24 protein-coding genes and 1 pseudogene are annotated in these 23,449 nt (G+C 46.2%); 4 read left to right on the plus strand and 21 right to left on the minus strand.

The genetic code is table 11. The annotated features are described in order from the left end of the window. Positions 1–2 precede the first annotated feature (2 nt). Positions 3–2,186, minus strand: coding sequence for a DNA topoisomerase III (locus BGM23_RS19705; protein ID WP_029317313.1), 2,184 nt, complete (start codon positions 2,184–2,186; stop codon positions 3–5). 64 nt (positions 2,187–2,250) lie between these two features. Beyond that, positions 2,251–2,685 carry a transcriptional regulator LrpC gene (gene lrpC, locus BGM23_RS19710; RefSeq protein ID WP_003246585.1) on the minus strand — a complete coding sequence of 145 codons (435 nt, stop codon included), beginning with the start codon at positions 2,683–2,685 and terminating at the stop codon, positions 2,251–2,253. Between the two features lie 184 nt (positions 2,686–2,869). Between lrpC and BGM23_RS19715 the strand changes: the two genes are divergently transcribed. After that, complete coding sequence (locus tag BGM23_RS19715) at positions 2,870–3,160, plus strand: DUF3817 domain-containing protein (RefSeq protein ID WP_015252794.1); 291 nt, start codon at positions 2,870–2,872, stop codon at positions 3,158–3,160. A gap of 44 nt (positions 3,161–3,204) precedes the next feature. Here BGM23_RS19715 and amj read toward each other — a convergent pair whose 3' ends face one another. The 5 genes and pseudogenes from amj to BGM23_RS19740 form a co-directional block, all read right to left on the minus strand. Further along, positions 3,205–4,014: a lipid II flippase Amj gene (gene amj / locus BGM23_RS19720; protein ID WP_032722918.1), complete on the minus strand. Its 810-nt coding sequence runs from the start codon at positions 4,012–4,014 to the stop codon at positions 3,205–3,207. Positions 4,015–4,519: 505 nt separating this feature from the next. Continuing rightward, complete coding sequence (locus tag BGM23_RS19725; RefSeq protein WP_003234396.1) at positions 4,520–4,942, minus strand: pyridoxamine 5'-phosphate oxidase family protein; 423 nt, start codon at positions 4,940–4,942, stop codon at positions 4,520–4,522. Between the two features lie 77 nt (positions 4,943–5,019). Beyond that, the gene (locus tag BGM23_RS19730) at positions 5,020–5,571 is read right to left on the minus strand and encodes a GNAT family N-acetyltransferase (protein ID WP_014478866.1); all 552 of its coding nucleotides are present in this window, start codon (positions 5,569–5,571) and stop codon (positions 5,020–5,022) included. 87 nt (positions 5,572–5,658) lie between these two features. Further along, positions 5,659–6,161: pseudogene (lyxE, locus tag BGM23_RS19735) on the minus strand (D-lyxose ketol-isomerase). 15 nt (positions 6,162–6,176) lie between these two features. After that, complete coding sequence (locus BGM23_RS19740; protein WP_032722917.1) at positions 6,177–7,037, minus strand: SDR family oxidoreductase; 861 nt, start codon at positions 7,035–7,037, stop codon at positions 6,177–6,179. A gap of 154 nt (positions 7,038–7,191) precedes the next feature. Here BGM23_RS19740 and BGM23_RS19745 point away from each other — a divergent pair, with 154 nt between their 5' ends. Then, positions 7,192–7,788 carry a class I SAM-dependent methyltransferase gene (locus BGM23_RS19745; protein ID WP_032722916.1) on the plus strand — a complete coding sequence of 199 codons (597 nt, stop codon included), beginning with the start codon at positions 7,192–7,194 and terminating at the stop codon, positions 7,786–7,788. Between the two features lie 19 nt (positions 7,789–7,807). Here the strand turns inward: BGM23_RS19745 and BGM23_RS19750 are convergent, their stop codons facing one another. The 4 genes from BGM23_RS19750 to pbpC form a co-directional block, all read right to left on the minus strand. Continuing rightward, complete coding sequence (locus BGM23_RS19750) at positions 7,808–9,319, minus strand: class I adenylate-forming enzyme family protein (RefSeq protein WP_014478863.1); 1,512 nt, start codon at positions 9,317–9,319, stop codon at positions 7,808–7,810. 211 nt (positions 9,320–9,530) lie between these two features. After that, complete coding sequence (gene mtlR, locus BGM23_RS19755; protein ID WP_046664278.1) at positions 9,531–11,615, minus strand: mannitol operon transcriptional activator MtlR; 2,085 nt, start codon at positions 11,613–11,615, stop codon at positions 9,531–9,533. Positions 11,616–11,800: 185 nt separating this feature from the next. Then, positions 11,801–12,703 (minus strand): aldo/keto reductase, encoded by a 903-nt coding sequence (locus BGM23_RS19760; RefSeq protein ID WP_003246655.1) that lies wholly within the window; start codon positions 12,701–12,703, stop codon positions 11,801–11,803. Between the two features lie 100 nt (positions 12,704–12,803). Then, on the minus strand, positions 12,804–14,810 hold the full coding sequence (gene pbpC, locus BGM23_RS19765; RefSeq protein ID WP_003246590.1) for a penicillin-binding protein 3: 2,007 nt from the start codon (positions 14,808–14,810) through the stop codon (positions 12,804–12,806). Positions 14,811–14,960: 150 nt separating this feature from the next. On the opposite strand from pbpC, the gene BGM23_RS19770 reads away from it, so the two are divergent. Continuing rightward, positions 14,961–15,248, plus strand: coding sequence for an antibiotic biosynthesis monooxygenase family protein (locus BGM23_RS19770; protein WP_003234413.1), 288 nt, complete (start codon positions 14,961–14,963; stop codon positions 15,246–15,248). Between the two features lie 5 nt (positions 15,249–15,253). On the opposite strand, the gene BGM23_RS19775 is transcribed toward BGM23_RS19770, so the two are convergent. The 9 genes from BGM23_RS19775 to BGM23_RS19815 all read right to left on the minus strand — a co-directional run bounded on the left by BGM23_RS19775 (position 15,254) and on the right by BGM23_RS19815 (position 22,676). Next, positions 15,254–15,499, minus strand: a complete 246-nt coding sequence (locus tag BGM23_RS19775) for a YczI family protein (RefSeq protein WP_003240256.1) — start codon at positions 15,497–15,499, stop codon at positions 15,254–15,256. 172 nt (positions 15,500–15,671) lie between these two features. Next, entirely contained in the window at positions 15,672–16,313 is a 642-nt protein-coding gene (gene lipC, locus BGM23_RS19780; RefSeq protein WP_003234415.1) for a spore germination lipase LipC, read from the minus strand. 63 nt (positions 16,314–16,376) lie between these two features. After that, on the minus strand, positions 16,377–17,129 hold the full coding sequence (locus BGM23_RS19785) for an IclR family transcriptional regulator (protein ID WP_003246517.1): 753 nt from the start codon (positions 17,127–17,129) through the stop codon (positions 16,377–16,379). 15 nt (positions 17,130–17,144) lie between these two features. Beyond that, positions 17,145–18,152, minus strand: coding sequence for a 5-oxoprolinase subunit PxpC (gene pxpC, locus BGM23_RS19790; RefSeq protein ID WP_003234419.1), 1,008 nt, complete (start codon positions 18,150–18,152; stop codon positions 17,145–17,147). 2 nt (positions 18,153–18,154) lie between these two features. Next, positions 18,155–18,877 carry a 5-oxoprolinase subunit PxpB gene (gene pxpB / locus BGM23_RS19795; protein ID WP_003234420.1) on the minus strand — a complete coding sequence of 241 codons (723 nt, stop codon included), beginning with the start codon at positions 18,875–18,877 and terminating at the stop codon, positions 18,155–18,157. A 44-nt stretch (positions 18,878–18,921) separates the two neighbouring features. Further along, a complete protein-coding gene (locus tag BGM23_RS19800; RefSeq protein WP_074794535.1) occupies positions 18,922–19,695 on the minus strand; it encodes a putative hydro-lyase in 774 nt (257 codons plus the stop codon). 23 nt (positions 19,696–19,718) lie between these two features. Further along, entirely contained in the window at positions 19,719–20,933 is a 1,215-nt protein-coding gene (locus BGM23_RS19805) for an NRAMP family divalent metal transporter (RefSeq protein WP_014478854.1), read from the minus strand. A gap of 14 nt (positions 20,934–20,947) precedes the next feature. Continuing rightward, a complete protein-coding gene (gene pxpA / locus BGM23_RS19810; protein WP_015715254.1) occupies positions 20,948–21,721 on the minus strand; it encodes a 5-oxoprolinase subunit PpxA in 774 nt (257 codons plus the stop codon). Positions 21,722–21,926: 205 nt separating this feature from the next. Then, positions 21,927–22,676: a phosphoglycolate phosphatase gene (locus BGM23_RS19815; protein ID WP_015715253.1), complete on the minus strand. Its 750-nt coding sequence runs from the start codon at positions 22,674–22,676 to the stop codon at positions 21,927–21,929. A gap of 132 nt (positions 22,677–22,808) precedes the next feature. Here BGM23_RS19815 and BGM23_RS19820 point away from each other — a divergent pair, with 132 nt between their 5' ends. Beyond that, positions 22,809–22,973 carry a hypothetical protein gene (locus tag BGM23_RS19820; RefSeq protein ID WP_015715252.1) on the plus strand — a complete coding sequence of 55 codons (165 nt, stop codon included), beginning with the start codon at positions 22,809–22,811 and terminating at the stop codon, positions 22,971–22,973. 32 nt (positions 22,974–23,005) lie between these two features. Here the strand turns inward: BGM23_RS19820 and BGM23_RS19825 are convergent, their stop codons facing one another. Next, the gene (locus tag BGM23_RS19825; protein WP_003246580.1) at positions 23,006–23,398 is read right to left on the minus strand and encodes a 3-hydroxyacyl-ACP dehydratase FabZ family protein; all 393 of its coding nucleotides are present in this window, start codon (positions 23,396–23,398) and stop codon (positions 23,006–23,008) included. Positions 23,399–23,449: the final 51 nt, after the last annotated feature.

Raw genomic sequence — 23,449 nt, forward strand, 5'->3', positions numbered from 1 at the left:
TATTATTTATCCAAACCGAGTTTTTTCAGCTGTTCTGCCAGCGCGTTGTTAATCGGCTCATCTTTATTTTGTTTTTTCATATAAGAGGATACGTCCCGTTTGGTAGCACGCGCTTTGTCTTTGTTTTTTCGTTTTTCAAATACAGAGAGCTTTTCACGGTGACCGCACACACACGCAAAGGTTTGGCCCTCGCCTTGGCCGCGAAGCTCCATTCTTTTATGGCAATTTGGGCAGCGTGCGTTTGTTTTTCGGGCAATCGTTTTTCTGCTTCCGCATTCACGATCTTGGCACACGAGCATCGTCCCGCGTTTGCCGTTTACTTTCAGCATCATTTTGCCGCATTCCGGACATGCCGTTCCCGTGATGTTGTCATGTCGGAAGGTTTGGCTGCTGTTTTTGATTTCTTTTACCGTTTGGTGAGCGTAAGCCTTCATATCTTTAATAAAAACAGCCGATTTCAATTTGCCGGCCGCAATCGCAGACAGCTTTTGCTCCCATTCTGCTGTTAAGGCCGGTGATTTCAGATCCTCCGGAACAAGCTGCAGGAGCTGTTTTCCTTTAGATGTGATAAAAATATCTTGGCCTTTTTTCTCGATTAAAAAGCTGTTGAACAGTTTTTCAATAATGTCGGCACGCGTTGCCACCGTGCCGAGGCCGCCTGTTTCTCCAAGCGTTTTGACGAGGCCTTTTTCTTCTCCCTGCATAAACGCGCTTGGGTTTTCCATCGCTGACAGCAAGGTCCCTTCATTAAATCGGGCAGGCGGCTTCGTTTGGCCGCTTGTTTCCGTTAACGTGCGGACGGCAAGTGTGTCGCCTTTTTGAAGCGCAGGAAGTGTCTGATCTCTGTCATCCTCCTGCTCATCATCCTCATCCGCCATATCATAAACGGCTTTCCACCCTTGCGACTGCACGGTTTTGCCTTTCGCCGTAAAGGTTTCTCCGCCGATTTCTGCGATGACCTTTGTTTCCTCATATTCGAATGCAGGCATTAATACAGCCAGGAAACGTTTCGCAATCAGGTCATACAGCTTTCGTTCTTTATCACTCAGACTGCTGAGAACGAGCGGCTCTTCGGTCGGGATAATCGCGTGGTGGTCTGACACCTTCGCGTCATTGACATATCCTTTATGAGATTTAATGCCGCGTTTTTTAATTTGGCTGACATATTGGGCATACGGTTTTACTTCCATGCCTTCCAGACGGTCTTTTAACGTTGGGACGATGTCACTGGATAAAAATCTAGAGTCAGTCCGCGGATATGTGACGAGCTTATGCTGCTCATATAGCTTCTGCAGGACAGAAAGCGTTTCTTTAGCAGAAAAACCGAAGCGCTTGTGGGCGTCACGCTGCAGCTCCGTTAAATCATAAAGCGCAGGCGCAAAGCTTTTTTTCGCTGTTTTTTTCAGCTCAGCTACGACCGCTTGCTTTCCTTGGAGATTTTTTAGCAGACGGCTTGTTACATCTTGATTGAACGTTCTCGTCTGCTTTGATTTCTTATCCTGCCACGTCAGCGTCATGCCGTCGACTGCAGCACGGATGCCGTAATACGGAACGGGCGTAAACGCCTGAATGTCTGCCTCGCGCTTTGCAATCATGGCAAGCGTCGGAGTCTGCACACGCCCGCATGAGAGCTGGGCATTGAATTTTGTGGTAAGTGCACGGGTGGCGTTGATCCCCACAATCCAATCCGCTTCCGCTCTGGCGACGGCAGAATGGTACAGGTTTTCATATTCTTTGCCGCTGCGCAGCTTTTGAAAACCTTCCTTGATCGCTTTATCCGTCACAGATGAAATCCACAGCCGCTTGATTGGTTTTCGGACATTCGCTTTCTCAATGATCCAGCGCGCAACAAGCTCACCTTCCCGGCCTGCGTCAGTCGCGATGACAATCTGATTGACGTCTTTACGGGTAAGCTGGGATTTGACTGCATTGAACTGCTTTCCGGTTTTTTTTATCACCACAAGCTTCAAGGGTTCTGGAATAATCGGCAGATCCTCTAGGCGCCATGATTGAAATTCTTTTCCGTAGCCTTCCGGATCAGCAAGCGTCACCAAATGGCCTAAAGCCCAGGTCACAATATATTGATCGCCTTCGAGATAACCGTTTCCTTTTTTATGGCACTTCAGCACCCGGGCTAAATCCCGGCCGACTGAAGGTTTTTCAGCTAATACAACTGTTTTTGACATGCTTGATCACTTCTCTTTCTTTCGCGCTCATCCTGTTATTATAACAGACTTCACGCGGCACTCTCTAACCGCGCCCGTTTTTCGTGTCAATTTCTGAGAAAATGACGTGAGTGACGGTTTGCGCGTAGGGCGATGTTTTGTTAATGAAATCTTCTACCGCTTCGAGGCTTTCGGCATTGATTTTCAGCATATAGCAGGCTGCACCTGCAATCCGGTAGCAAAATTCAATATTCGGCAATGTTTGAATATAGCTTTTGAACCGCTCGTAATCCGCGTTTTTAACGGTTGCTTCCACAATACAGGAAACGGGAAGCCCAAGTTTTTTCTGGTCGACCTCCAGCGTGTATTGCTTGATGATGCCAAACGATTCAAGCTGTCTTACCCGTTCTGTCACAGATGGAGGCGACAGCTTAATTTTTCTGCCTAATTCCCTCATCGACAAACGGCTGTCCTTCTTAAGCTCCTCAATGATATTCAGATCAATCTGGTCAAGTTTCATTTCAACATCCTTCTTTTTTGATTTTGTACACATTATCTCGGGTATTTTTGTAAATGACAAGTACAGTTCCCTAGAAAAGGCATGTAAAAATGAATGTTTTCCGAACATTTTTTGAAAGCTGTCATATGCCCCTCCGGATTGTTTATAGTATAAAATGAAAACGTGTCCACAAGGAGGGCGATTTATGCTGCACACGCCGATCGGAAGACTTCGCACGATGGGTTTTATTGAAGGAATGTCACTCTTAATCCTGTTGTTCATCGCTATGCCGCTTAAATATTGGGCAGGCCTTCCGCTTGCGGTGACAATTGTCGGTTCGGTTCACGGCGGGTTGTTCATTTTGTATTTGCTTGTCTTGGCTTATGCAACCTTCTCTGTCAAATGGCCGCTGAAATGGTCAGCTGCCGGCTTCGTCGCTGCTTTCGTCCCATTCGGAAATTTTTTGTACGACCGCGGATTAAGGAAATATAAATAAGGGAACGCAAAAAAGGCTGGATCTTTATGATCCAGCCTTTCTTATTAAAACCACTTTGTCAGCCACGCGATATAGTAGGCCCCCGGAATAAACATGAGCTGGGCGAGGAGTGTGCCCGCCACCCTTGATGTGACCATTGTGATAGAGGTCCATTTTAAATAGAGATAGCTTCGTTTTCCTTTTGCCACATCATCAGCTAGAACGGATACTTTAGGATCAACAAAAATGGCCAGCAGCATCGTCGCAATTCCGTTGATCAAACCCGAAGCCATGACGGCTGTCGTGCTGCGCTCCGGCGCCAGAAGGCCTGCGTATAAAGCCGAAAGCACGCCAATCGTATAAATCGATGTGATCAGCATGTTGATGACAAACAAACGCTTCGGAATCAAGCGCATATGAAATCCTTTTACATATGAAATGGACGGCAGACGCAAATAGGAAAGGGCATTTTTGAATCCTTGTTTCGAGAATCCCTTTCGGAATACTTGAAAAACGGAGCCGCCGCCGCCCGCCAAGTGAATAATCGCCCTTGAAAAAAGAGCGACAAAAGACGGGAGCAGGATAATGCCCAAAATGGTGCCGACTGTCGATCCGAAAATTAAAAAGCGGAACTGCTCCCCTACAATCGCCAGTGCGTTTTTTCCAGCAGCATCAATTAAATGCCCAGTAAAGGGCTGCTGCACCATGTTCGACATTCTGGATACGATGACCATGACATTAAACAGAGAAAGCGCGGACGCAATAAATCCAACGCGGGCCCCGGAAAGCCTTGTAGCATAGGCTAAGGTTTCTATCGAGTGAATCAGCAATAAAAAACAAAAAATAAAAAGTACTTGTGTTGTAATGACATGCACGTTATTCTTCCTCCAATTTCATCCTAGAGATAAGACTGGAAAGAAGACAAGGAGGTTTCAGTACGATGTGTTTTTTGCAATAAAAAAACCGTCCGGCGTACGCCGGGCGGTTTGTCTTATTCTTTTCTATACGCAAATAAAGATTATATCATCCGCCAAGTCAGGCGGGTTAGATTCATAAAGCATTGTTCCGAAGAATCATTCTGGAAAGTAAACACCATGGAAATTTCTTGAACACAAGACAACGAAAGCCCTACCTCTCAATCGTCACTGCGGCTCCGAAGCCGCGCCGGTGTGAATTGTAAAACAAAAAAGTCTTTTTTCCATCTCATCGTTAGGGGCGATTTGTTATGAAGGAAAAGAATAAGGGCAGCTGGTTATGCTGCTTGGGAAGCGGTAAGCTTCTCTCTCAAAACAGAAAAAAGAAGTTTACTTTCTTTTTTATTTGCTTATTTTTCTTACTAGCTATTCATAATAACATATCGCCCTTGAAAACACAAATTTTTTATAGTTCGAGTGAGACCGGCGTTTTCTCCCCGGCATTCATCAATCTGATATCCTCCGGTTCAATTTCAAGAATCACCAGATTCGGATCATCCTTGCCGTCAAACCAGCGCTCTAATTTGGAACTCCATATTTTGTCCTTGAGTTCTGCCGAATTGTTGATTTTGGCTTTTCCGGCAACTTCGACATATGCGTCGCCAAAGCCTTCACAATCATAGCCTAATAAAATGTGGACATTGGGGTTGTTCTCAATTTCTTCTGCTTTATGAGTTTCCTTGCTTGTCGGTGTGTAAATCGTCAGCCCGTCATGGAAAAAAGTCATGTAGCGGGAATGCGGTTTGCCCTTTTGAACCGTTGCGAGCGAACCTACTTTATGGTGATCTAGAACATCAAGCACTTTTTGTTTAATGTCTTGCTGATTCATCTCGAATCACTCCTTTTTAACGTCTCCGCTGTTACTTTTCCACATCCGGGGAAGATTTAAACAAGAAAGTGTGCTCTTTATTTTTCGCCTTCCCATTCACGCTTTAACAGACTGTAGTAGACGAGGTCGTGATGCCTGCCGTTTACGTATAAGCCATCCCGTGCCCTTCCTTCCTCTAGAAACCCGATCCGCTCCGGAACCGCTCTGCTTTTTTCGTTTCCGACAGCCGCACAGATCGCCACACGATTCAGCTCAAGCTCTTCAAAAGCATACGTAATGAGTTTTCGGCAGGCAGCTGTAATAATGCCTTTCCCTTCAAAGTCTTTAGCAATCCAATATCCGATTTCAGCCTTTCGATTCACTTGATCAAGGTTATGCAGGCTGATCATGCCGCATAGGCTGCCGTCATAAAGGAGCCCCGCCTCAATGCCGTTCAGGTCTGCATACTGATGCCGCCATTCTGGAATGATGGTTTCTCTGTACGTGTCAGCGCTGCTTGGATTTTCCGCCCAAAACAGCCACTGGCTGAGCCGCTGCTGATTTTGGATAATGAGTTCGGCCAGCCGCTCCGCATCATTCGGCTCCAATAATCGGATGGTGATGTGCTCATTTACCTTGCAAGTGAACATCGCTTCGCCCTCTTTCCTTTTTCACCCATTATATCGATGATTCTGTTTTTTTCAATACAAAAAAGGATGGGCTGCTAAGCCTCATCCTTATATTCTTGGATCGGTAAAGATATCATGTTTATCCGTGCTCGTCGATGACATTTCCGTCACGACGGCACCTTCTTCCCCGGCCTGGAACCAATGCTTTGTATTCGGGGGATTGTATATTGCCCGCCCGGTTCTAGCTCAATTTCGTGCCAGACCGTATAGTGTTCTCTGTCTTCCTGAGGAGGGAGAACTTTTGGAAGTGGCGTTTTTTCTCCTTCTACGTAAAGATACACTTTTCCGTAGCGGCAGCGGAAGGTCTCCTGCTTGCCTTCCTGGCCGTCGACCGGCGGATGGCGGTGTTCCGGGCAAGTCTGTCCCGGAAACAGCACCAATTCCTTTGAACAATAACGGTCTGTATTGACGTAGACGAAGAGCTGGAGCCCGACTTTTCTTTCTTTTCCTAAGCCGTAATCCATCAGCTGGATTTGGTCTACTTCCTCGTCCGTTAATACAATCCCTGCTTTTTGATAGTAGCTGTTCACTTCTTCTTTCGTGATGCCCATATGTCTCACTCCCTCTTATGTCGTCACAAAGTTTCCGCCGTTGACATGCAGGGTCTGACCTGTCATGTAAGAGGACTCATCTGATGCCAGAAGCACATAACAGCCGACGTGCTCAACAGGCTGTCCAGGACGGCCCATCGGCGTATCTTGCCCAAATTGAGCAACTGTTTCTTCAGAGAACGTAGCTGGGATTAGTGGCGTCCAAATTGGACCCGGCGCGACTGCATTTACACGGATGCCGTCTTTGACAAGCGCCTGCGCCATTGTTCTTGTAAAGGCATTGATCGCCCCTTTTGTCGCTGTATAATCAATCAGTGTCGGGTTCCCTACGTACGGGTTGATGGATGTCGTATTGATGATGGCGCTGCCCGGTTTCAGGTAATCAATTGCTTTTTTAGTCAAATAAAATTGAGAATAAAAATTTGTTTTGAATGTGCGGTGAAGCTGTTCGCTCGTAATATCTTTGATGCTTTCCTTCGGATGCTGTTCACCTGCATTGTTGACAAGGATGTCAAGGCCGCCTAGTTCCTTGACCGTTTTTTCAACCGCTTCATTGCAGAATTCCTCTTCACCTACGTCACCAGCAATCAGCAGGCATTTTACGCCTTCTTGTTCAACACGTTTCTTCGTCTCCTCAGCGTCTTCATGCTCATCCTTATACACAATGGCGATGTCTGCGCCTTCCTTTGCGTAAGCGACGGAAACCGCGCGTCCGATCCCGCTGTCGCCGCCTGTAATAAGAGCTACTTTTCCTTTTAATTTGTCTGCTCCTTTATAATCCTCGTACTCATACACCGGACTTGGATTCATTTCGCTTTCAATTCCCGGCTGGCGACTTTGAGTTTGTGCCGGCAGTTCTTTTGGATAATTTGCCATGATGATTCTCCTCCTTTGTTTTCATGTCTATTTGTTGTGTACCTCACACACTCTTTGGATAAACATGGCTTGGCACCTTCGCATTGCTTTATCAGAAAAATGTTTCACATGGAACGCTTGGAGGAAATAACTCAAAAAGGAGGTTGGTTGCTGAATGATTAACATGCTTTCTAGAAGATTCAGCAGGCCAAAGGGCGTCATCGGCATGATTGCCGGGTACATCATGGCTGCTGAAAATCAAACACTGAATCAGTGGACAATCAATCAGCTGGGTATCACGCGCGGGGACAGCATTTTAGAAGTCGGGTTTGGCCCGGGATACTGCATGCAGCAGATGCTGAAACGCGAGAAGGATGTTCATCTTCATGGGATTGATGTGTCAGAGGCCATGCTGAAGCTGGCCGCCCGCAGAGTGAAACCAAAGGGCGTACGCCTGATACAAGGAAGCATCGAGACATTTCCTCTCCCCGCCTCGTTTTATGATAAAGTGATTTCCGTTAACAACTACACCATTTGGAATGACCAAACAAAAGGCATGAAACAGATTTATCGGGCATTAAAGCCAGGCGGCAAAGCAGCCATTACGATGCAGCCGCGGGAAGCGGATGCCAGTCCTGAGAAAACCAAATCATTTGGAAGACAGATGATTGCTGACTTTAAAGCAGCCGGCTTCGAAGACACTGATATACAATTTAAGAACATTAAGCCTGAGCTTTCCGTCTGTGCAACTGCAAAGAAGCCCGCCACATAAAGTGGACGGGCTTCTTCTTTTATGAATGTACAGCCTGATTGCGCAGGACGTCTTTTTTCACCTTGCCAAGGTTGTTTTTCGGCAGTTCGTTAACAAATTCAACTTCAGGTATTTTGTAAGCGGACAGGCGTTCTTTACAAAATGCGATGACATCCTCTTCCGTGATGCGCTGGCCGCCATTTTTCACGATAAAAGCTTTCGGTTTTTCACCGTAAAGCGGGTCAGGAATACCGACCACAGCCGTTTCAAGGATTCCCGGGATCTGCTGGATAACTTCTTCAACCTGATCAGGATAGACGTTATCGCCTCCGTAAATAATGACATCCTTGTAGCGTCCCGTGATGAAAATAAAGCCATCTTCATCCACATATCCTGAATCTCCGGTTCTAAACCATCCGTTTTGCAGCACTTTCGCTGTTGCTTCAGGATTGTCTTCATAGCCTTTAAATAAGAATGGAGTATGAACAACGATTTCGCCGATTTCTCCTTGAGGAAGTTCTTCTCCGGTCAGAGGATCTTCCACTTTGACTTTAACACCTGCCACAGGTTTTCCTGCAGATGCCGCTTTATCCATTCCCATATCAGGCGTCCATGTGCTGATGCCCCAAGCCTCAGTACTTCCATAGCCATGCGCAAGCGGAATGCCAATATCAAGATAGCGGCGTATTAGGCTGCTCGGCACTTTTGTTCCGCCTGTCATTAAAATAACAAGTGAAGATAAGTCAGTTTGGTGCGTTTCCCACGCCTCAAGCAAATACGTGTAAAACACAGGAAGAGCCATCACGGTCTGAATTTTCTCTTCTTCAATGACCTTCAGCATGTGAACAGGATCTTGATCCTTTGTAAACACAAAGGTTGTTTCTGCAAACGTTCCAAGCATGATGCAAATGAGCGCACTCGTATGATAAATCGGATGGCACGCGAGAAAACGAAGGCCCTTCATACGTGCTATTGAGCTGTTGGATTTTTTAACGTATCTGTATATGCCGCCATGTGTAATCATGCATCTTTTCGGGTTTCCCGTTGTTCCAGATGTAAACATCAGAAGTGCTGTATCATCAGGTGAAACCATTTCCGTCTCTGGCAAATGATCAGGACCTGCAAACAGCGCTTCAAATTCAGCAGATGTTTCGTAAGCTGTTCCTGTTTCCATTGTTACACACAGTGAGGACAATTCAGGTAGAACTTCATCCAGTATCTCTTTAAACTCCGCTCCGTAAAACATCGCTTTCGGTTCACTTGCTTTTAAAATGCCTGTCATTTCATATGGTTTCAGCTGCCAGCTGACAGGTACGACAACAGCACCTATTTCAAGCGCGGCGAACATAACAGTTGATGCGGGATGGCCGTTTTTGCAAAGCAATGCAACACGGTCGCCCTTTTGAATTCCTTTTTGAAGCATGGCATTCGCCAGCTGATTAATCCGTTTACGGTAACCTTTATATGTCAGTGTATGGTCTCCGCTTTTTACAGCCTCTATTTCTTCGCTATTCGGCATGTCATGCAGAATCAGATGCTGTAATGTTTCCATATCGTCATCTCCTATATTCTCTTGAATCTTCAATAATTTGTTAGATTTTCTTCCTTACCTCACCCATTTTAACCCAAAAAAGATAACTTGTAAAACTATTTCATTTTGGAATTATTCCAATACTGAATGATAAAATAGTCCCACATTTTCTTATTTTGTTCCCCATCCACAGAAAAACACACGCCAAATTTTTGACGTGTGCCATGCAGGTTTACAGTATGTTTTTTTCTTTCATCCATGTGAAAAATATGCGGTTTAACCGCTGATACAATTCTTGTTCTCCTTCTTCCTGAAACCCCGCCATGCTTTCTCCGCTCTCGATAATTGCCGAGCTGATCGCGCTTAAAATCTCCGAGCCTTCAGCAGATAATGAGCTAGGCGCCATCATGACGAGAATGCGTGTCATCCTGAGGGTATTTCCGTCCATGCCATCCACTTCATAGGAGGTGCTGAGATCAAACATTTTGAAAAAAGGCAGGACGATTTCATCATTTTTGAGATGATAAAGCGCCATGTTTGTTCCGGGGATTCCCAATCCCCCTTGTTTCTCCCGCTCAGCCAGGCAAACCGCAGCTTTTTCCGGATCACGGATCAGGCCATCCTTCTTCAGCTGTTGAAAAAGCTCTAGCAGAAGCATGCTATGGTCCGGGTTTGTTTTGAGTTGAGCTAGCGTAAAATGGCGCAGAACATCTTGGATAACTTCCATATACCGCCCTATGCTTTCCGCCGCCTCTAGCATGTCAGGTACATCAGCTTGCTGCGCCTCTTCCTTCGGGCTTCTTTTTTTGTTAAGAATAAGGGGAATCTTCCGCTTGATATACTGCTTGACCTGGTTTGCGTCTTCCTCATTTAATAGCGGGCTGACCATGATGTAATCAATGTTTTCATAAGGAATCGGTACAGTGGACACAATCATATCATAGGCTTGAACATCCTTCCCCTTTAGCTCGATCAGGGATGACATATCAAACGATTCAATTTCCGGCAGCTCTTTTTTCAGTCTGGAGGCAAGCATTTTCGAGGAGCCGATCCCGCTTGAGCAGACGACAAGCGCTTTCACTTTTGCTTCTTCTTTTTTGATTTCAAGAGCCGAGCCAAAGTGAAGAACGATAAAAGCGATTTCATCATCAGAAAAGGACATGCCCGGAAAATACTTTTCGACGCCTTCTTCGATCGCCATATAAAGCAGAAAATAATCGCGCTTGATCTGTTCCTTCATCGGATTGTATATCTCAATATTTTCTTTTATGCGGCTGACGGCCGGCTCCAAATGGGCAATCAAGCCTTCATATAAAGAGTAGTTTTTCGTTAGATCCATTCTGATTTTGTCTGAAATAAAAGCAATGAGCCGCTTTGTTTGCAGGGCTGTTTCCAGCTCAATTTCCTGCGCTTTGTATTCTGTTTTGTATTTTCGATTGGCGCTTCGAAGGTGGATTGTAATATAGCCGACCTCCGCCTCTGGAATCGTCACGCCGAAGGCACGTTCAAGCTCGCCCGCGATTTCAAGAGCGGAGCTGTATTCCTTCGCATTCTTCAGTTCCTCAAGCTCATTTTGCTCCATGGTGATAGTTTCCCCAAGCTTAATTCGTTCGATCGCATACGTCAGATGGACGACGAGCGCTATATAGGAGCTATCGGACAATGAAAAAGCGATTTTTTCTTTGAGCTGAAATAAGATGCGCTCCATTTTTAACAGCTCACCTTTGCTGACAACCCCGAACATTTTCTCTGAAGAATCGGCTTTTCCTTTAATGTTTAATTCAACCGCTTCCAAAAACATTTGGATGTCGAGACGGTTCACAATCAAGTTGCCGACAATTTTCCGTTTCGCATTCTCCGGCCCTATGAGCTGGATGCCAAAACCTCTTTTGCGGATCAGTGTCAGTCCAAAGGGAGAAATCCACTTCTCGAGCTCATCTAAGTCATAGCTGACCGTGGCATTCGTCACCTGGAGATCATGAGCAAGCGTGTACAGTTTGACGGGCTCCTGAGACTCTAATAACGAACAAAGAATGAGCAGTTTCCGTTCGTCGGCGCTGTATTCATGCTGTTCATATGATAAATCAGTAAGCAGCTTTTGTTTACCCTCGGGACTTCCCACTGCTTTCAACCCTTTACCGGGCTGTTTATCTAACGTAAGCCCCACGGTTTCCATCAGCGGTTTAATTGATTTGAGTTCCCTGTGAATGGTTCTCGTGCTGACTTGCATCAGCTCAGCAAGCTCAGTTACGGTTATATATCTGTTTTGTAATAATAAGTGCTTTAACAGCTTTTGTTCTCTGGCAGTCATATACATAAAAAAGACCTCCTAGCCAATCTTGATGTGCGGATGAAGTCGCAAGGAGATGCAGTAGAGGATATAGAGAGGTTTCCTTTTAATATAAAACGCTTTCAAGAAAGAATCAATCACTTATAAATGGTAATTTGGCACTAAGCGGTGTGACAATATTGAAAAAGCATCAGCTGGTAAACTGATGCTTTTTATGGAATATCGTAACCCTGTACGGCTGTAAAAATGCGGAACCATTGATCCTGGTCAAGCTTGTATGACAACGCATTTATCGCGGCGGAAATCCGCTCGCGCTTTCCGCTTCCGACAATCGGCATGATGCCGGCCGGATGCGTATACAGCCATGCGTACATCACCTCGTCCAATGAAGCGGCGCCGATTTCCCCTTGGACGGATTCAAGCGCCGTACGGACACGTCGGTCTTTATCCGTGTTTTCAGTGAATACTTTGCCGCCTGCCAGAGGCGACCAAGCCATCGGCGGAATCCGTTTTTCCTGGCACAGGTTCAAAGTGCCGTCGAGCATATTTTCTAATTCGTATGCGGAAAGCTCAATCTGGTTGGTTACGAGCTTCTCAGGCAAATATGATTCCAGCATCCGATACTGGTGATCTTTAAAATTTGAAACGCCAAAGTACCTGACCTTGCCAGAGCATTTCAAGGCCTGAAACGCCTCTGCTACCCCCTCCGGATCCATGAGCGGGTCCGGTCTGTGAATCAAAAGCATATCGATATAATCCGTCCTAAGGTTCATAAGCGATTGCTCAACGGATGCCAAAATATGCGATTTGCTTGTGTTATAATGATGCGATCTGTGAGCGGGCCGTTCAGGCGATTCAAGAACGATACCGCATTTTGTGACCAACTCTATGTTTTCTCTTAATCCAGGCGAAAGGGCAAGGGCGTTTCCAAACAGCTTTTCGCACGTATAGCCTCCATAAATATCCGCATGATCAAAGGTCGTGATGCCGTGATCGATACACCATTCAATGAGGCTTAGAAGTTCAGCATCTGAATAGTTCCATTCATTCAGCCGCCAAAGCCCGTGTATGACTCTTGAAAATTGAAGATCCTCCGCCAATTGAATACGCTGCATGCAAAATCCCTCTTTTCTTTGTATAAACCGGGTTTTGCCCCTTACTAGTTCATTCGGCCTCAGATCCCCTTTTTCCTTTCGCTCCTTTTAAAAAGACATTTTAATTCGATTGAAATTGCTTTTTCGCTTTCTCAACGACATAGTGGCTGCCGCCGCGGTCCTGCACATTTTGGATCATCATGGCGACAAGCAGGTCTTTGTTTTCGTAATCGTAGCCGACAAACCAGCCATTTTCCGTGCCGTCTTTATCATCTTTTGATGTTTTCAGCTCGGCTGTTCCTGTTTTTCCAGCCACTGTGATTCCTTTCACGACAGGCTGATACGCTGATCCGCGCTCATCTTCCACAACGCCTTTCAGACCTTTTGTAATGTCTGCCGCTCCTTCCTTCGTGACCACTTGCTTGTGCCAAACATCAGCTGTTTGTGAATCTTTTTTGATCAGCGTCGGTTTGACAAGGTCTCCATTGTCAACAAATGGCGTGTAAGCAGTTGCCAAGTGAAGCGGAGACATTTGCATTTGCCCTTGTCCGTAGCCTGTATCCGCAAGCAAAATGTCTGAATCAAGCTTGTCATTTGCAATAGACGATTTCTGGATCGGGAATTCGTACGGAACGTCCTCTGAAAAACCGAATGTCTTCAAGCCTTTTGTAAAGGTGTCCGCTCCCATATCAAGCGCATTCTGGGCAAAATAAATATTGTCTGACGTAATAAGGGCGTTTTCCAAATCGACTTGTTGAAGTCTCTCAGACACACGTGTCACTGAATAGCCGCCCCAGCTTGAATCTTTTTGCCACTCCTTGCCTTTGATTGTTTTCTTCTCATCGGCTTTAAGGGTGCCGTTTTTGATTCCAATAGCAGCCGCAATCGGTTTAATGGTAGAACCTGGCGCGTATGTCTTATTGAATTTCGCTGAAAACGGATTGTTTTTATCTTTGTTTAGCTTTTTCCATTCCTTATCGCTCCAGCCGAAAATAAATCCGTTTGGATCGTAGGAAGGCGCGCTGACAAGGGCGAGTGTTTCGCCTGTCTTCGGCTGCAGCGCGACTGCCGCCCCGCTGTCATCCTTCAGTTCATCATACAGCTTCATTTGCGTTTTGATATCAATTGTGAGGTGAAGATCCTCGCCGTCCTTTGCTTTCTTTTCAGCGATGACTTCCCCGGTTTGCGGCACGTAGATTTTCCAGCCAGTTGTGCCTCTTAGCTTGTCTTCATACACATTTTCAAGTCCGGCGATACCGATGTTAGACGTATCGCTGTACGTTCCTTCTTTCTTTTTCTTCAGTTCTTCCGCTGTAATGGCGCGGACATAGCCTGTCAAATGGGCTGTCTTTTCGCCATACGGATAGTAGCGGGAGCTGACATTCGTTCTTGTTACGCCTTGTAATGACGTCGCTTCAGAAACTAATTTCTCCTGGTCAGGCTTGACCTTTTTGAGCGGCACAAACGAATCGTCTTTTACCCAGCCTTGATCCAGCTTTTTCTTGATGTCGTCTTCAGTCAAATCAAGTTTTTTGGCGAGTTCTTTTATGACTTTCTCTTTTTTATCGCCAAGCTCTCCGGGAACAATTCCAATTTCCGGAACATCTGTATTGACGGCTAAGCCTTTTCCATTTTTATCGTAAATTTGGCCTCGTTTCGGTTCAATGCTCATAATTTGCACGGTTTTGTCGTCAGCCAGCTGCTTGAAAATAAACGATGGGTCCCAATCTATATTCCATGACTCCTCGTCATCTGTTTTTTCTAATTTCAGCACAGCAGTATTCTTGAAGCTGACTTTGCCGGCATTTGTGTTCATGCTGACTTTATACGGGATATGTTTCATCGTCTTGTTGTCTTGATCGTCCTTATCTACTTCTCCCGCAGTGACTTTCAAATTTTTTACGCCGGCCTGCTCATAGATGGCTTTATACCTGTTGACGAAATCTTTTTTGGAGATTTCTTTTTTGACATCTTTAGTCAGGCTTTGATACATGTCATCGAATTGCTGATCGTTCCACTGTTTCACGAATGCTTCCATGCGATCCTCTGGTGAATCTGTTTTGGAGCATCCGATTAACCCAATCAATCCGACGCATAGAAATACTAGTAGAATACACTTTTTTAACATGACTTTCCCCTGCCTTCCACTTGTTATTTTCTCTTAATTGAATTGGTGCGTGCAAGATTTTTTTGAAAATGAAGGAAAAGTTCACCGATTTTGCAGAAATCTCCTATCGTTTGCTGTAGACTATTTGAAAAGACAGAAAGAAGGGATAGCATGGTCAGAGAGGCAGCAATGCTTCACATTAAAGAAGGCCTTGAACAAGAGTTTGAGGATGCATTCCGGCAAGCTGCGCCGATTATTTCCGGCATGAAGGGCTATATCACTCACTCGTTATCAAAATGCATGGAGGAAACGCATAAATATCTGCTTCTTGTGGAGTGGGAAACACTTGAGGACCATACGGAAGGCTTTCGCGGTTCTTCAGAGTATCAAGAGTGGAAAGCCTTGCTTCATCGGTTCTATACCCCGTTCCCGACGGTCGAGCATTTTCAGGATGTGTAATAGATTTATATAATATGAAGTGTAAAACCGATAAGGGAGACAGACCATACAAAAACGGCGGTATAAATATTAAAAGCGCCTGAGCCGTCATTTTCTTTTTTGCGCTCTTCAAGCCCCTGCATAAACATGACCGCACCAAGAAAGACGAGCATGACCGATTGGATTACAGAGGTGTGTTCCGTATAGTTAAAAGCAATAAGCGCCAGTATAATAATGATAACCGCAAAAGACATTTTAAAAATCCGAAACAAAAGGACCATCCTTCCTTATATACGAAATATTGAACGTTATGGCTATATTTGCCTACGCCCTCCATTATTCTAGCGCACTTTGTTTGTCTGTAGAACAGAAGACAGAGAATTTTAAGTTTCTTTTAATATTTCGATCACACATAAAAAACGCGCCTGTCATGAGGCGCGTTTTCTATGAAACTGATAATTCTTTATAGCCTAGCTTGTGAACGGCTTCAGCCATCGCTTGATAGCCTTTGCTGTTCGGATGGACACCGTCAAAGGACAGATATTCCTGTTCTTTGCCTTTGAAGATGCTATAGGCATCCGCGATTTTGACATGGGGTGCTGATGCAAGTGTTTCTAAATGTGAATTAAACGAAGTGATCCATTTGCCGGCGATATCAATTTCGGGAAACGGATTGTATAAGTTGAACACACGAATGGCGTACGGGGAAGGATTTTCTCCTTTAATCTCGGCGACTTTGGCAATCATCTTTTCAAAATTCTCATGGCAATGGGCGGATACACGGCTGAAAATCGTTTCATCCTTAGAGGTTTGGTAGGCTAAGACCGAATCGATGAGATCGTTTCCGCACCCTGTGATCGTTATCATATCAGCATCTCGAATACATTTTTGCACATAGGGATATGACAGGAGTCCCAAAATCTCTTCTGTATTCAGACCTGATCTGGCAAATATGTTTATTGCCGTTCTTGTTTTCAAGTCAGCTTCCATCATGTCCCCAAAACGCTGGACGAAGCCGGGTGAAAACAGCCCGGAGCCTCTCCCTGTCGTCAAGGAATCGCCCAGAGCTGTATATCGAAGCACCATGTTCTTTCCTCCACTCTTGAACGTCGATACGTTAATGTACGCAGCAGAGAAAAGATTGGCTACTTATGTATATCCTATTTTTCTTGAAATCTGTAAAGCGGCGTCCTTCACCTTTTCTGTTAAATAGGGCAGCCTGTCTTCTGTAAATCTCGCTTCAAAGCCTGCAATGCTAATGCCGGCTGCCACCTGGCGCTCATGGTTAAAGATCGGGGCGCCGATCGCCGCCGTATAGTTTTCGAGCTCTGAATAGCTGACAGTATAGCCATTTTGCACAGAGGCATCAATCTCCTGAAGCAGTTTTTCGGGATCGGTAATCGTTCCGGAGCCAATCGAAATGAGCTCGGTTTGTTTGATGTATGCTTCGATTTCTTCACGGGGAAGAAAGGACAGAATGCTTCTGGCGCACGCTCCCGCGTATAGGGGGGAACGCCTGCCGATCGCCGTATACAGCCGCACAGTCTGTGTCCCTTCTATTTTCTCAACGTATATCGCTTCATTGCCGTCCCTCATGATCAACTGCACGGCCTCATCCACTTCCCGGCACAGCTCTTCCATCACCGGTTTCGCTATTTTTCTGATATCCAGCCTGTCAGCGACAAGCTGTCCGAATTCCAAAAACACCAATCCCAGCGAATAAGCGCCGGACGCATCCCGACTGAGGAACCCCATTTCCTCCAAGGAGCTGACCATCCGGTGAACAGAGGTCTTCGGCATTCCCGTCAGCGACACCAGTTCACTTAAGGTTAGGCTTGGTTTATGCAAAAACAAATTAAGCAGCGCCATAGATTTGACTACGGTTTTATTTTTATTCTGCATCATTCATCCCCTTTGCTATGTCAGCCATTCCATCTTCATTCTCGTTTTCAGTTCTTTTATATGCTGTTCCCGTTCTACCGCAAGCGCTTCTGCCTCCTGGAGGGACACAGGCTCAAACTGAACGTGCTCGCCCGGCATGATTTGGGAAACAATCGGAAGATCAGCGGATATGATGTGCGCGATCCTCGGATAGCCGCCAGTCGTCTGCCGGTCTGCAAGCAGGATAATCGGGTTGCCGTCAGGCGGCACCTGAACTGTTCCGAATGAAACCGCTTCCGACACCATCTCAAGCGGGGCCTTCAGTTCGAGCGGTTCTCCTTTGAGCCTGTAGCCCATACGGTCGGACTGCGGCGTGACACGAAATGCTTCTTCATAAAAACGCGTTTTTGATTCTTCTGTGAAAAAGGCAAATTGCTTTCCTTCCAGCACCCGAATGACGGGATTCTTCTTCAATGGCAGAAATCTGCCGCGGCTGACTGACCACTTCGGTGCTGCAAATCCCTGTTTTCCAAGCTGCGAACTTAAGCGAGAAAGGATGGTTTGCGAAAGAGCTGACATCTCTCCAATGTTCAGTTCATCTTCTTTTTGAAGCGCTCTGCCATGAAGTCCGCCAATGCTTCCTCTGACGTATGTGCTTTTACTTTCCATGACGGCAGGCACCTCAATGCCGCCAGCTGCCGCCAAATAAGCACGGCTGCCGAGTTTGCAGGGGCCAAAGCTGACCGTGCTGTTTTCCTTGATGAGCACAGGCTTCCATAAAGGCGCTTCCTCGTCATTAATACGCAGCGTGAAGTCCGCCCCTGTCACAGCAATCAGTGTCTGTTTTGAAAAATGAAACGACGGACCGGGCCCCATCATCGTTATTTCGAGACCTGCTTCATTTTCGCCGTTTCCTATCAACAGATTGGCAATGCGCAGTGAAACCGTGTCCATAGCGCCGCTGGCCAGAACGCCGTATTTTTGGTAACCCGTTCTGCCTATATCCTGAACCGTTGTGAGCAGTCCGGGCTTTAATACTTTCATGCTCAATTGGACTCCTCCTTATAGGCGTGATAGTCTTTTTCTGAGATGCGAACGAATTTCACAATATCTCCCGCCCGCAGCAATGTCGGCGGGTTTTCCTGCGGCCGGAAAAGAGCCAGCGGCGTTTTGCCGATCAGCTGCCAGCCGCCCGGCGTTGAAATCGGATAAACGCCTGTCTGCAATCCCGCAATACCGACCGAACCTGCGGGAATCGACGGTCTTGGCGATGATTTTCTCGGAGCTGCAATGCGTTTTGACATCCCGCCTAGAAAAGGAAAACCGGGCGCGAAGCCAAGCATATACACCACATATTCACCGTTTGTATGAATGTCGATTACTTCCTCCGGTGACAGTTGATTGATCTTCGCCACCTCTTCTAAATCCGGACCGAATTCACCGCCATAGCAAACGGGAATTTCTACAATACGGCGGTTGACCTCATAGTCTTCGGCTATTTCTGCCAGCCGCTCTTCGACATCGCGCTTGACACTCTCAAAAGGTGAGCTTATGCCTTGAGGCAAATGCTTGTACACTTCATACATATCATAAAATACGGTTAGACTTGTAAAAGCCGGGATACATTCAATGAATCCCGGAAATGGCTGTTCTTCTATATAAGCGGCCGCTGCATGGACAATGCCGTTGACCTGTTCATTGATTTCTTCTCCGAATCGGATCATCATTGCAGAATCACCGAGCTGTTCGATTTGATATCGTACAGTCATCTTTCTCACCTCTTTTAATTCTCGTTCATCAGGATGACGAGAGGCTACAGCACCGCAAGCGACTCGTCTCGAATATCTGTGATGAGCATATGCCCCGGCGCATGTGTGATGACCATTTCAGGCTTTACATTCATAGCCACGGCTTGCGGGGTCACTCCGCATGCCCAAAAAACAGGAACCTCGCCGTCACGAATGGAAACGGCATCTCCGAAATCCGGTTTCCCGAGATCGCGAATCCCGATTGCTCCCGGATTGCCAATATGGATCGGCCCTCCGTGCACAGCCGGAAAACGCGAGGTCACTTGTGCAGCACGTACAGCCAGCCGTTCAGGAACCGGCCTCATGCTGACAACCATCTGTCCGTGAAACGCCCCCGCCGGAACACAATCGATATTCGTTTTATACATTGAGACGTTTGTCCCCTCATCAATATGCCGGACAGCTATCCCATTATTGATCAGTGCCTGTTCAAAGGAGAAACTGCATCCGATCAGAAAGCCGACAAAATCGTCCTCCCAGTATGGCGTAATATCAGATACTTCTTCCGTTAGGATACCGTGCCTGTAAATACGGTATTTCGGAAAGTCCGTTCTGATATCAGCATCCGGCGCAGCCAGAGACGGCACAGGCGAACCTGCTTCAGTCACATCCAGCACGGGGCAGGGCTTTTGATTTCGCTGGCAAAACAGCAGAAAATCAAACGCAAGGTCCTTTTTCAAAACCACAAGATTCGCTTGGGCGTAGCCGCCGGACATGCCTGCGGTCGGCCCGTTTATTGTCCCCTCTCGTATCAGGGCGCGTACATCCTTTGGCGCCATTTTGTTTAATTGCTCCACTTATATCAGCTCCACAATTGAGGAAGTTGTGTAATTAACGTGTAGATTCCCATAACTGCCATTACAATCACTACAAGCGCGCCTGTGCTTGTCAGCCAAAGCGGATGCTTATAATCACCGACAATGTTTTTCTTGTAGGCGGCAACAAGCAGCGTTCCGAGCGCAATCGGCAGAATTAAGCCGTTCAGTGAACCGACAAGGACGAGGATCTTCGCAGGCTGGCCGATTGTGACAAAAGCTAACGTAGAAACCACAATAAATCCGATAATAATACCGCGTGAATTCTTTTCAATTTTTGGAGAAAAGGTTTTAAAAAATGAAACAGATGTATAGGCTGCTCCAATAACAGACGTAATCGCCGCAGACCACATGATCAATCCGAAAATTTTATAACCGACATTTCCAGCAGCCAGCTTGAAGACAGAAGCCGCCGGGTTGCTTTCATCGATGTGCAGGCCTTTCGATACAACGCCTAGAACCGCAAGAAAAAGAGCGATACGCATGACAGATGTAATTAAAATGCCGACAACCGAGCTCTTTGTCACCTGCGGAATGGATTCCTTTCCTTTAATTCCGGCATCAAGCAAACGGTGTCCTCCGGCAAATGTGATATAACCGCCGACGGTTCCGCCCACTAGGGTGACAATGGCAAATATGCTGATGTGTTCCGGGACGAATGTATTTGCGACTGCCTGTCCGACCGGAGGAGCTGTCGTCGCCGCAACGTAGACCGTTAAAATAATCATCACGAACCCCGCGATTTGCGTAAAACGGTCCATCGCTTTTCCTGCTTCCTTGATGACAAAAATCAAAATGGCGATAACGGCACTGATTAAAGCGCCTGTTTCAGGTGTAATGCCGAACAGCACCTGAAGTCCCAGCCCGGCCCCTCCGATATTCCCAATATTAAAAGCTAGTCCGCCAAGCACGACGAGAATGGCGATGAAATACCCCAGTCCGGGAAGCACCATATTCGCAATTTCCTGACCTCGTTTTCCAGAAACTGCGATGATGCGCCACACATTGGTTTGGGCGAAAATATCTAAAATAATAGAGATTAAGATGACAAAACCGAAGCTTGCTGCGAGTGTGTTTGTGAATGTTGCGGTTTGGGTGAGGAAACCCGGTCCGATTGCTGATGTCGCCATTAAAAAGGCGGCGCCCATCAGCAATGACCAGCTGCCCGCTTTTTTTCCTGCTGTCTTTTTCTGCTGCTCCATCTATTGTTCCTCCTTTATGTTGACCTCTGTTCTGAAATAGCTGTCACTTCAATTCCAGCCGCTTTGAGCTGTTTTCTGATTTTTTGCGCAAATGTCAGCGCATGGGCTCCATCTCCATGAATGCAGACTGTATCTGCTTTTAATGACACATCATGTCCTTGCTGAGATTTGACCGCCCCTTCTTTCACCATTTTGATGACCTGGGTGACGGCGGCATCATCACTTTCAATGAGTGCGTCCGGCTGGGAGCGCGGTGTCAGCGTGCCGTCCGATTGGTATGTTCTGTCGGCGAACACTTCATTTGCGGTCTGAAGTCCGATCCGTTCTCCCGCTTTTACAAGCTCGCTCTCAGCAAGACCGAAAAGAATCAGGCCGGGATCAACCTTATAGACAGCTTTCGCGATAGCATCCGACAGTTTTTGATCGACTGCCGCCATATTGTATAAAGCGCCATGCGGCTTGACGTGCTGCATGTGAAGTCCCTCTGCTTTTAGAAAGCCAGAGAGCGCGCCAATTTGATAAACGACAAGATCATACGCTTCCTCAGGAGAAATCGCCATATTGCGGCGCCCAAAACCGAGTAAATCCGGCAAGCCCGGATGCGCACCGATTTTTACGCCTTTTTCCGCTGCAAGCGCGACGGTTTTTCGCATAACACTAGGATCTCCTGCATGAAATCCGCATGCGATATTCGCTGATGTCACATACTCTAAAATATCTTGGTCAAGGCCTATCTTGTAGGCTCCGAAGCTTTCTCCTAAATCACAGTTTAAATCAATCTGAAACACAGAATCCCTCCTGCCAAAGCAAACGATATGCTTTATGTCATTTATTGTCCCGAAATTCGGAACGACTATTCCGAATTTTTGAACTTTATTTCATTATAAGTGAACCATATCAGTTTGTGAAATACTTTTGTCAGAAAACCTACCATGGTCCCAGAATAAAACCTGCCAAACTAAAAAAGAGAGTCCATCTTAGGACTCTCTTTTTTTATAGTACCCAATGGCGAATCGCTTTAGCGACACCATTCTCAATATTTGTATCCGTGATATAATCAGCCGTTTCTTTTACGATGTCTTGCGCATTGCCCATTGCGACGCCAAGACCCGCTTCTTTGATCATCGCAATGTCATTAAGGCTGTCGCCCATCGCCATCACATTCTCCATTGTAAAGCCGAGTTTTTCCGTAACCTTGGCAAGGGCTGCAGCTTTGTTGATGCCAAGCGCGTTGACTTCAATGTTTGTCGGACTTGAATTTGTGATTTCGAGCTCTTTGTTTTTTCTCAGCTCCTCAAGCACTTCGTTTCGGATATCGTCATCCTCGATGTCAAAGCCGAATTTGAGCCATTCATGATCCGTAATGTTTTCCGGAAACTCGCCTCTCCATACTTTATTCACCGTAGAAGCCCAGAAATTAGTGTTGTGCTTATTCCGCAAATCCCACATCATTTGAATATGGTCCGTATGAAGCAGCTTCCGTTCCACCAAATTAAAATTCGAATCCCAAATTTCACTGCCGTTTGCCGTGATTAGAAAGGATGACAGCTTTAGCGATTCCGCCAGCTCCCTGCACGTCATCAGCGTCCGGCCCGTGCTGATCACCACATACACACCTTTATCCTCCGCTTCACGAATGGCTTTGCGGTTTTCATCCGAGATCAGCTGCTCGTCGTTCAGCAGTGTACCATCCATATCAATTGCGATCAGCTTGATATCTACATCTTCTCTTTGAACAGACATATATGTACCTCTCTTTATCTTTTTGTTGTGCTTCTCTCTATTCTAATACATTATACCCAGCGGGACAAAAAAGCGATTTCCTATGTTTGAGGAGAACGGATAAGAGGAAAACAAACGGTGAGGTGATCAAACATGACAGAAAAAAAACAGCAAAACAAACCAAATGAAAACCCTGAGCACAACGACTTAACCGATCCGATTCCTAATGAAGAGCTGAAGGAAAATATGAATGATGAAAAACACAAACGCCAGCAAAGAGATAGCTCTCAAAGCGAACGGGATTACGACACAAAATAGAACCCCTCACAAAATGTTGTGAAGGGTTTTTTTCATTTTTCAATATAGATGCCGATTTCAGCTTCAGCAACAGGCTGCTCTCCAACTGACGCCTTGGCATGTCCGAACACAAACCCGCGCCGATTGCGCGTGACTTCAAACGTAAGATCAAGCCGGTCACCAGGCACAGCTTCTCCCAGCTTTTCCGCTTTCTTCACCGAAGACAATAATCCCAAGCTGTTCTCATCTGTAATTCCTGTAAAAGCCGCGGTTTGCGCAAGCGCTTCAATCACAAGTGAAAACGGCATTTCTGTTTGCGTATCAGTGATAAACCAGTCGTTCTCACTAATCAGCTTATAAGCTGCCGCATGTTTGCCGGGCTCGCTATCCGTCACGCCATCAATAAACAAAAATGGATAGCGGTGAGGCAAAGATAATGAGTTCATTTTATATCTCCTTTTTTTGACCATTATATCTCAGCCTAAAGTGAAACGATA

The sequence above is a fragment of the Bacillus sp. FJAT-14266 genome (genome assembly GCF_001719225.1).
Taxonomy (GTDB): Bacteria; Bacillota; Bacilli; order Bacillales; family Bacillaceae; genus Bacillus; species Bacillus subtilis.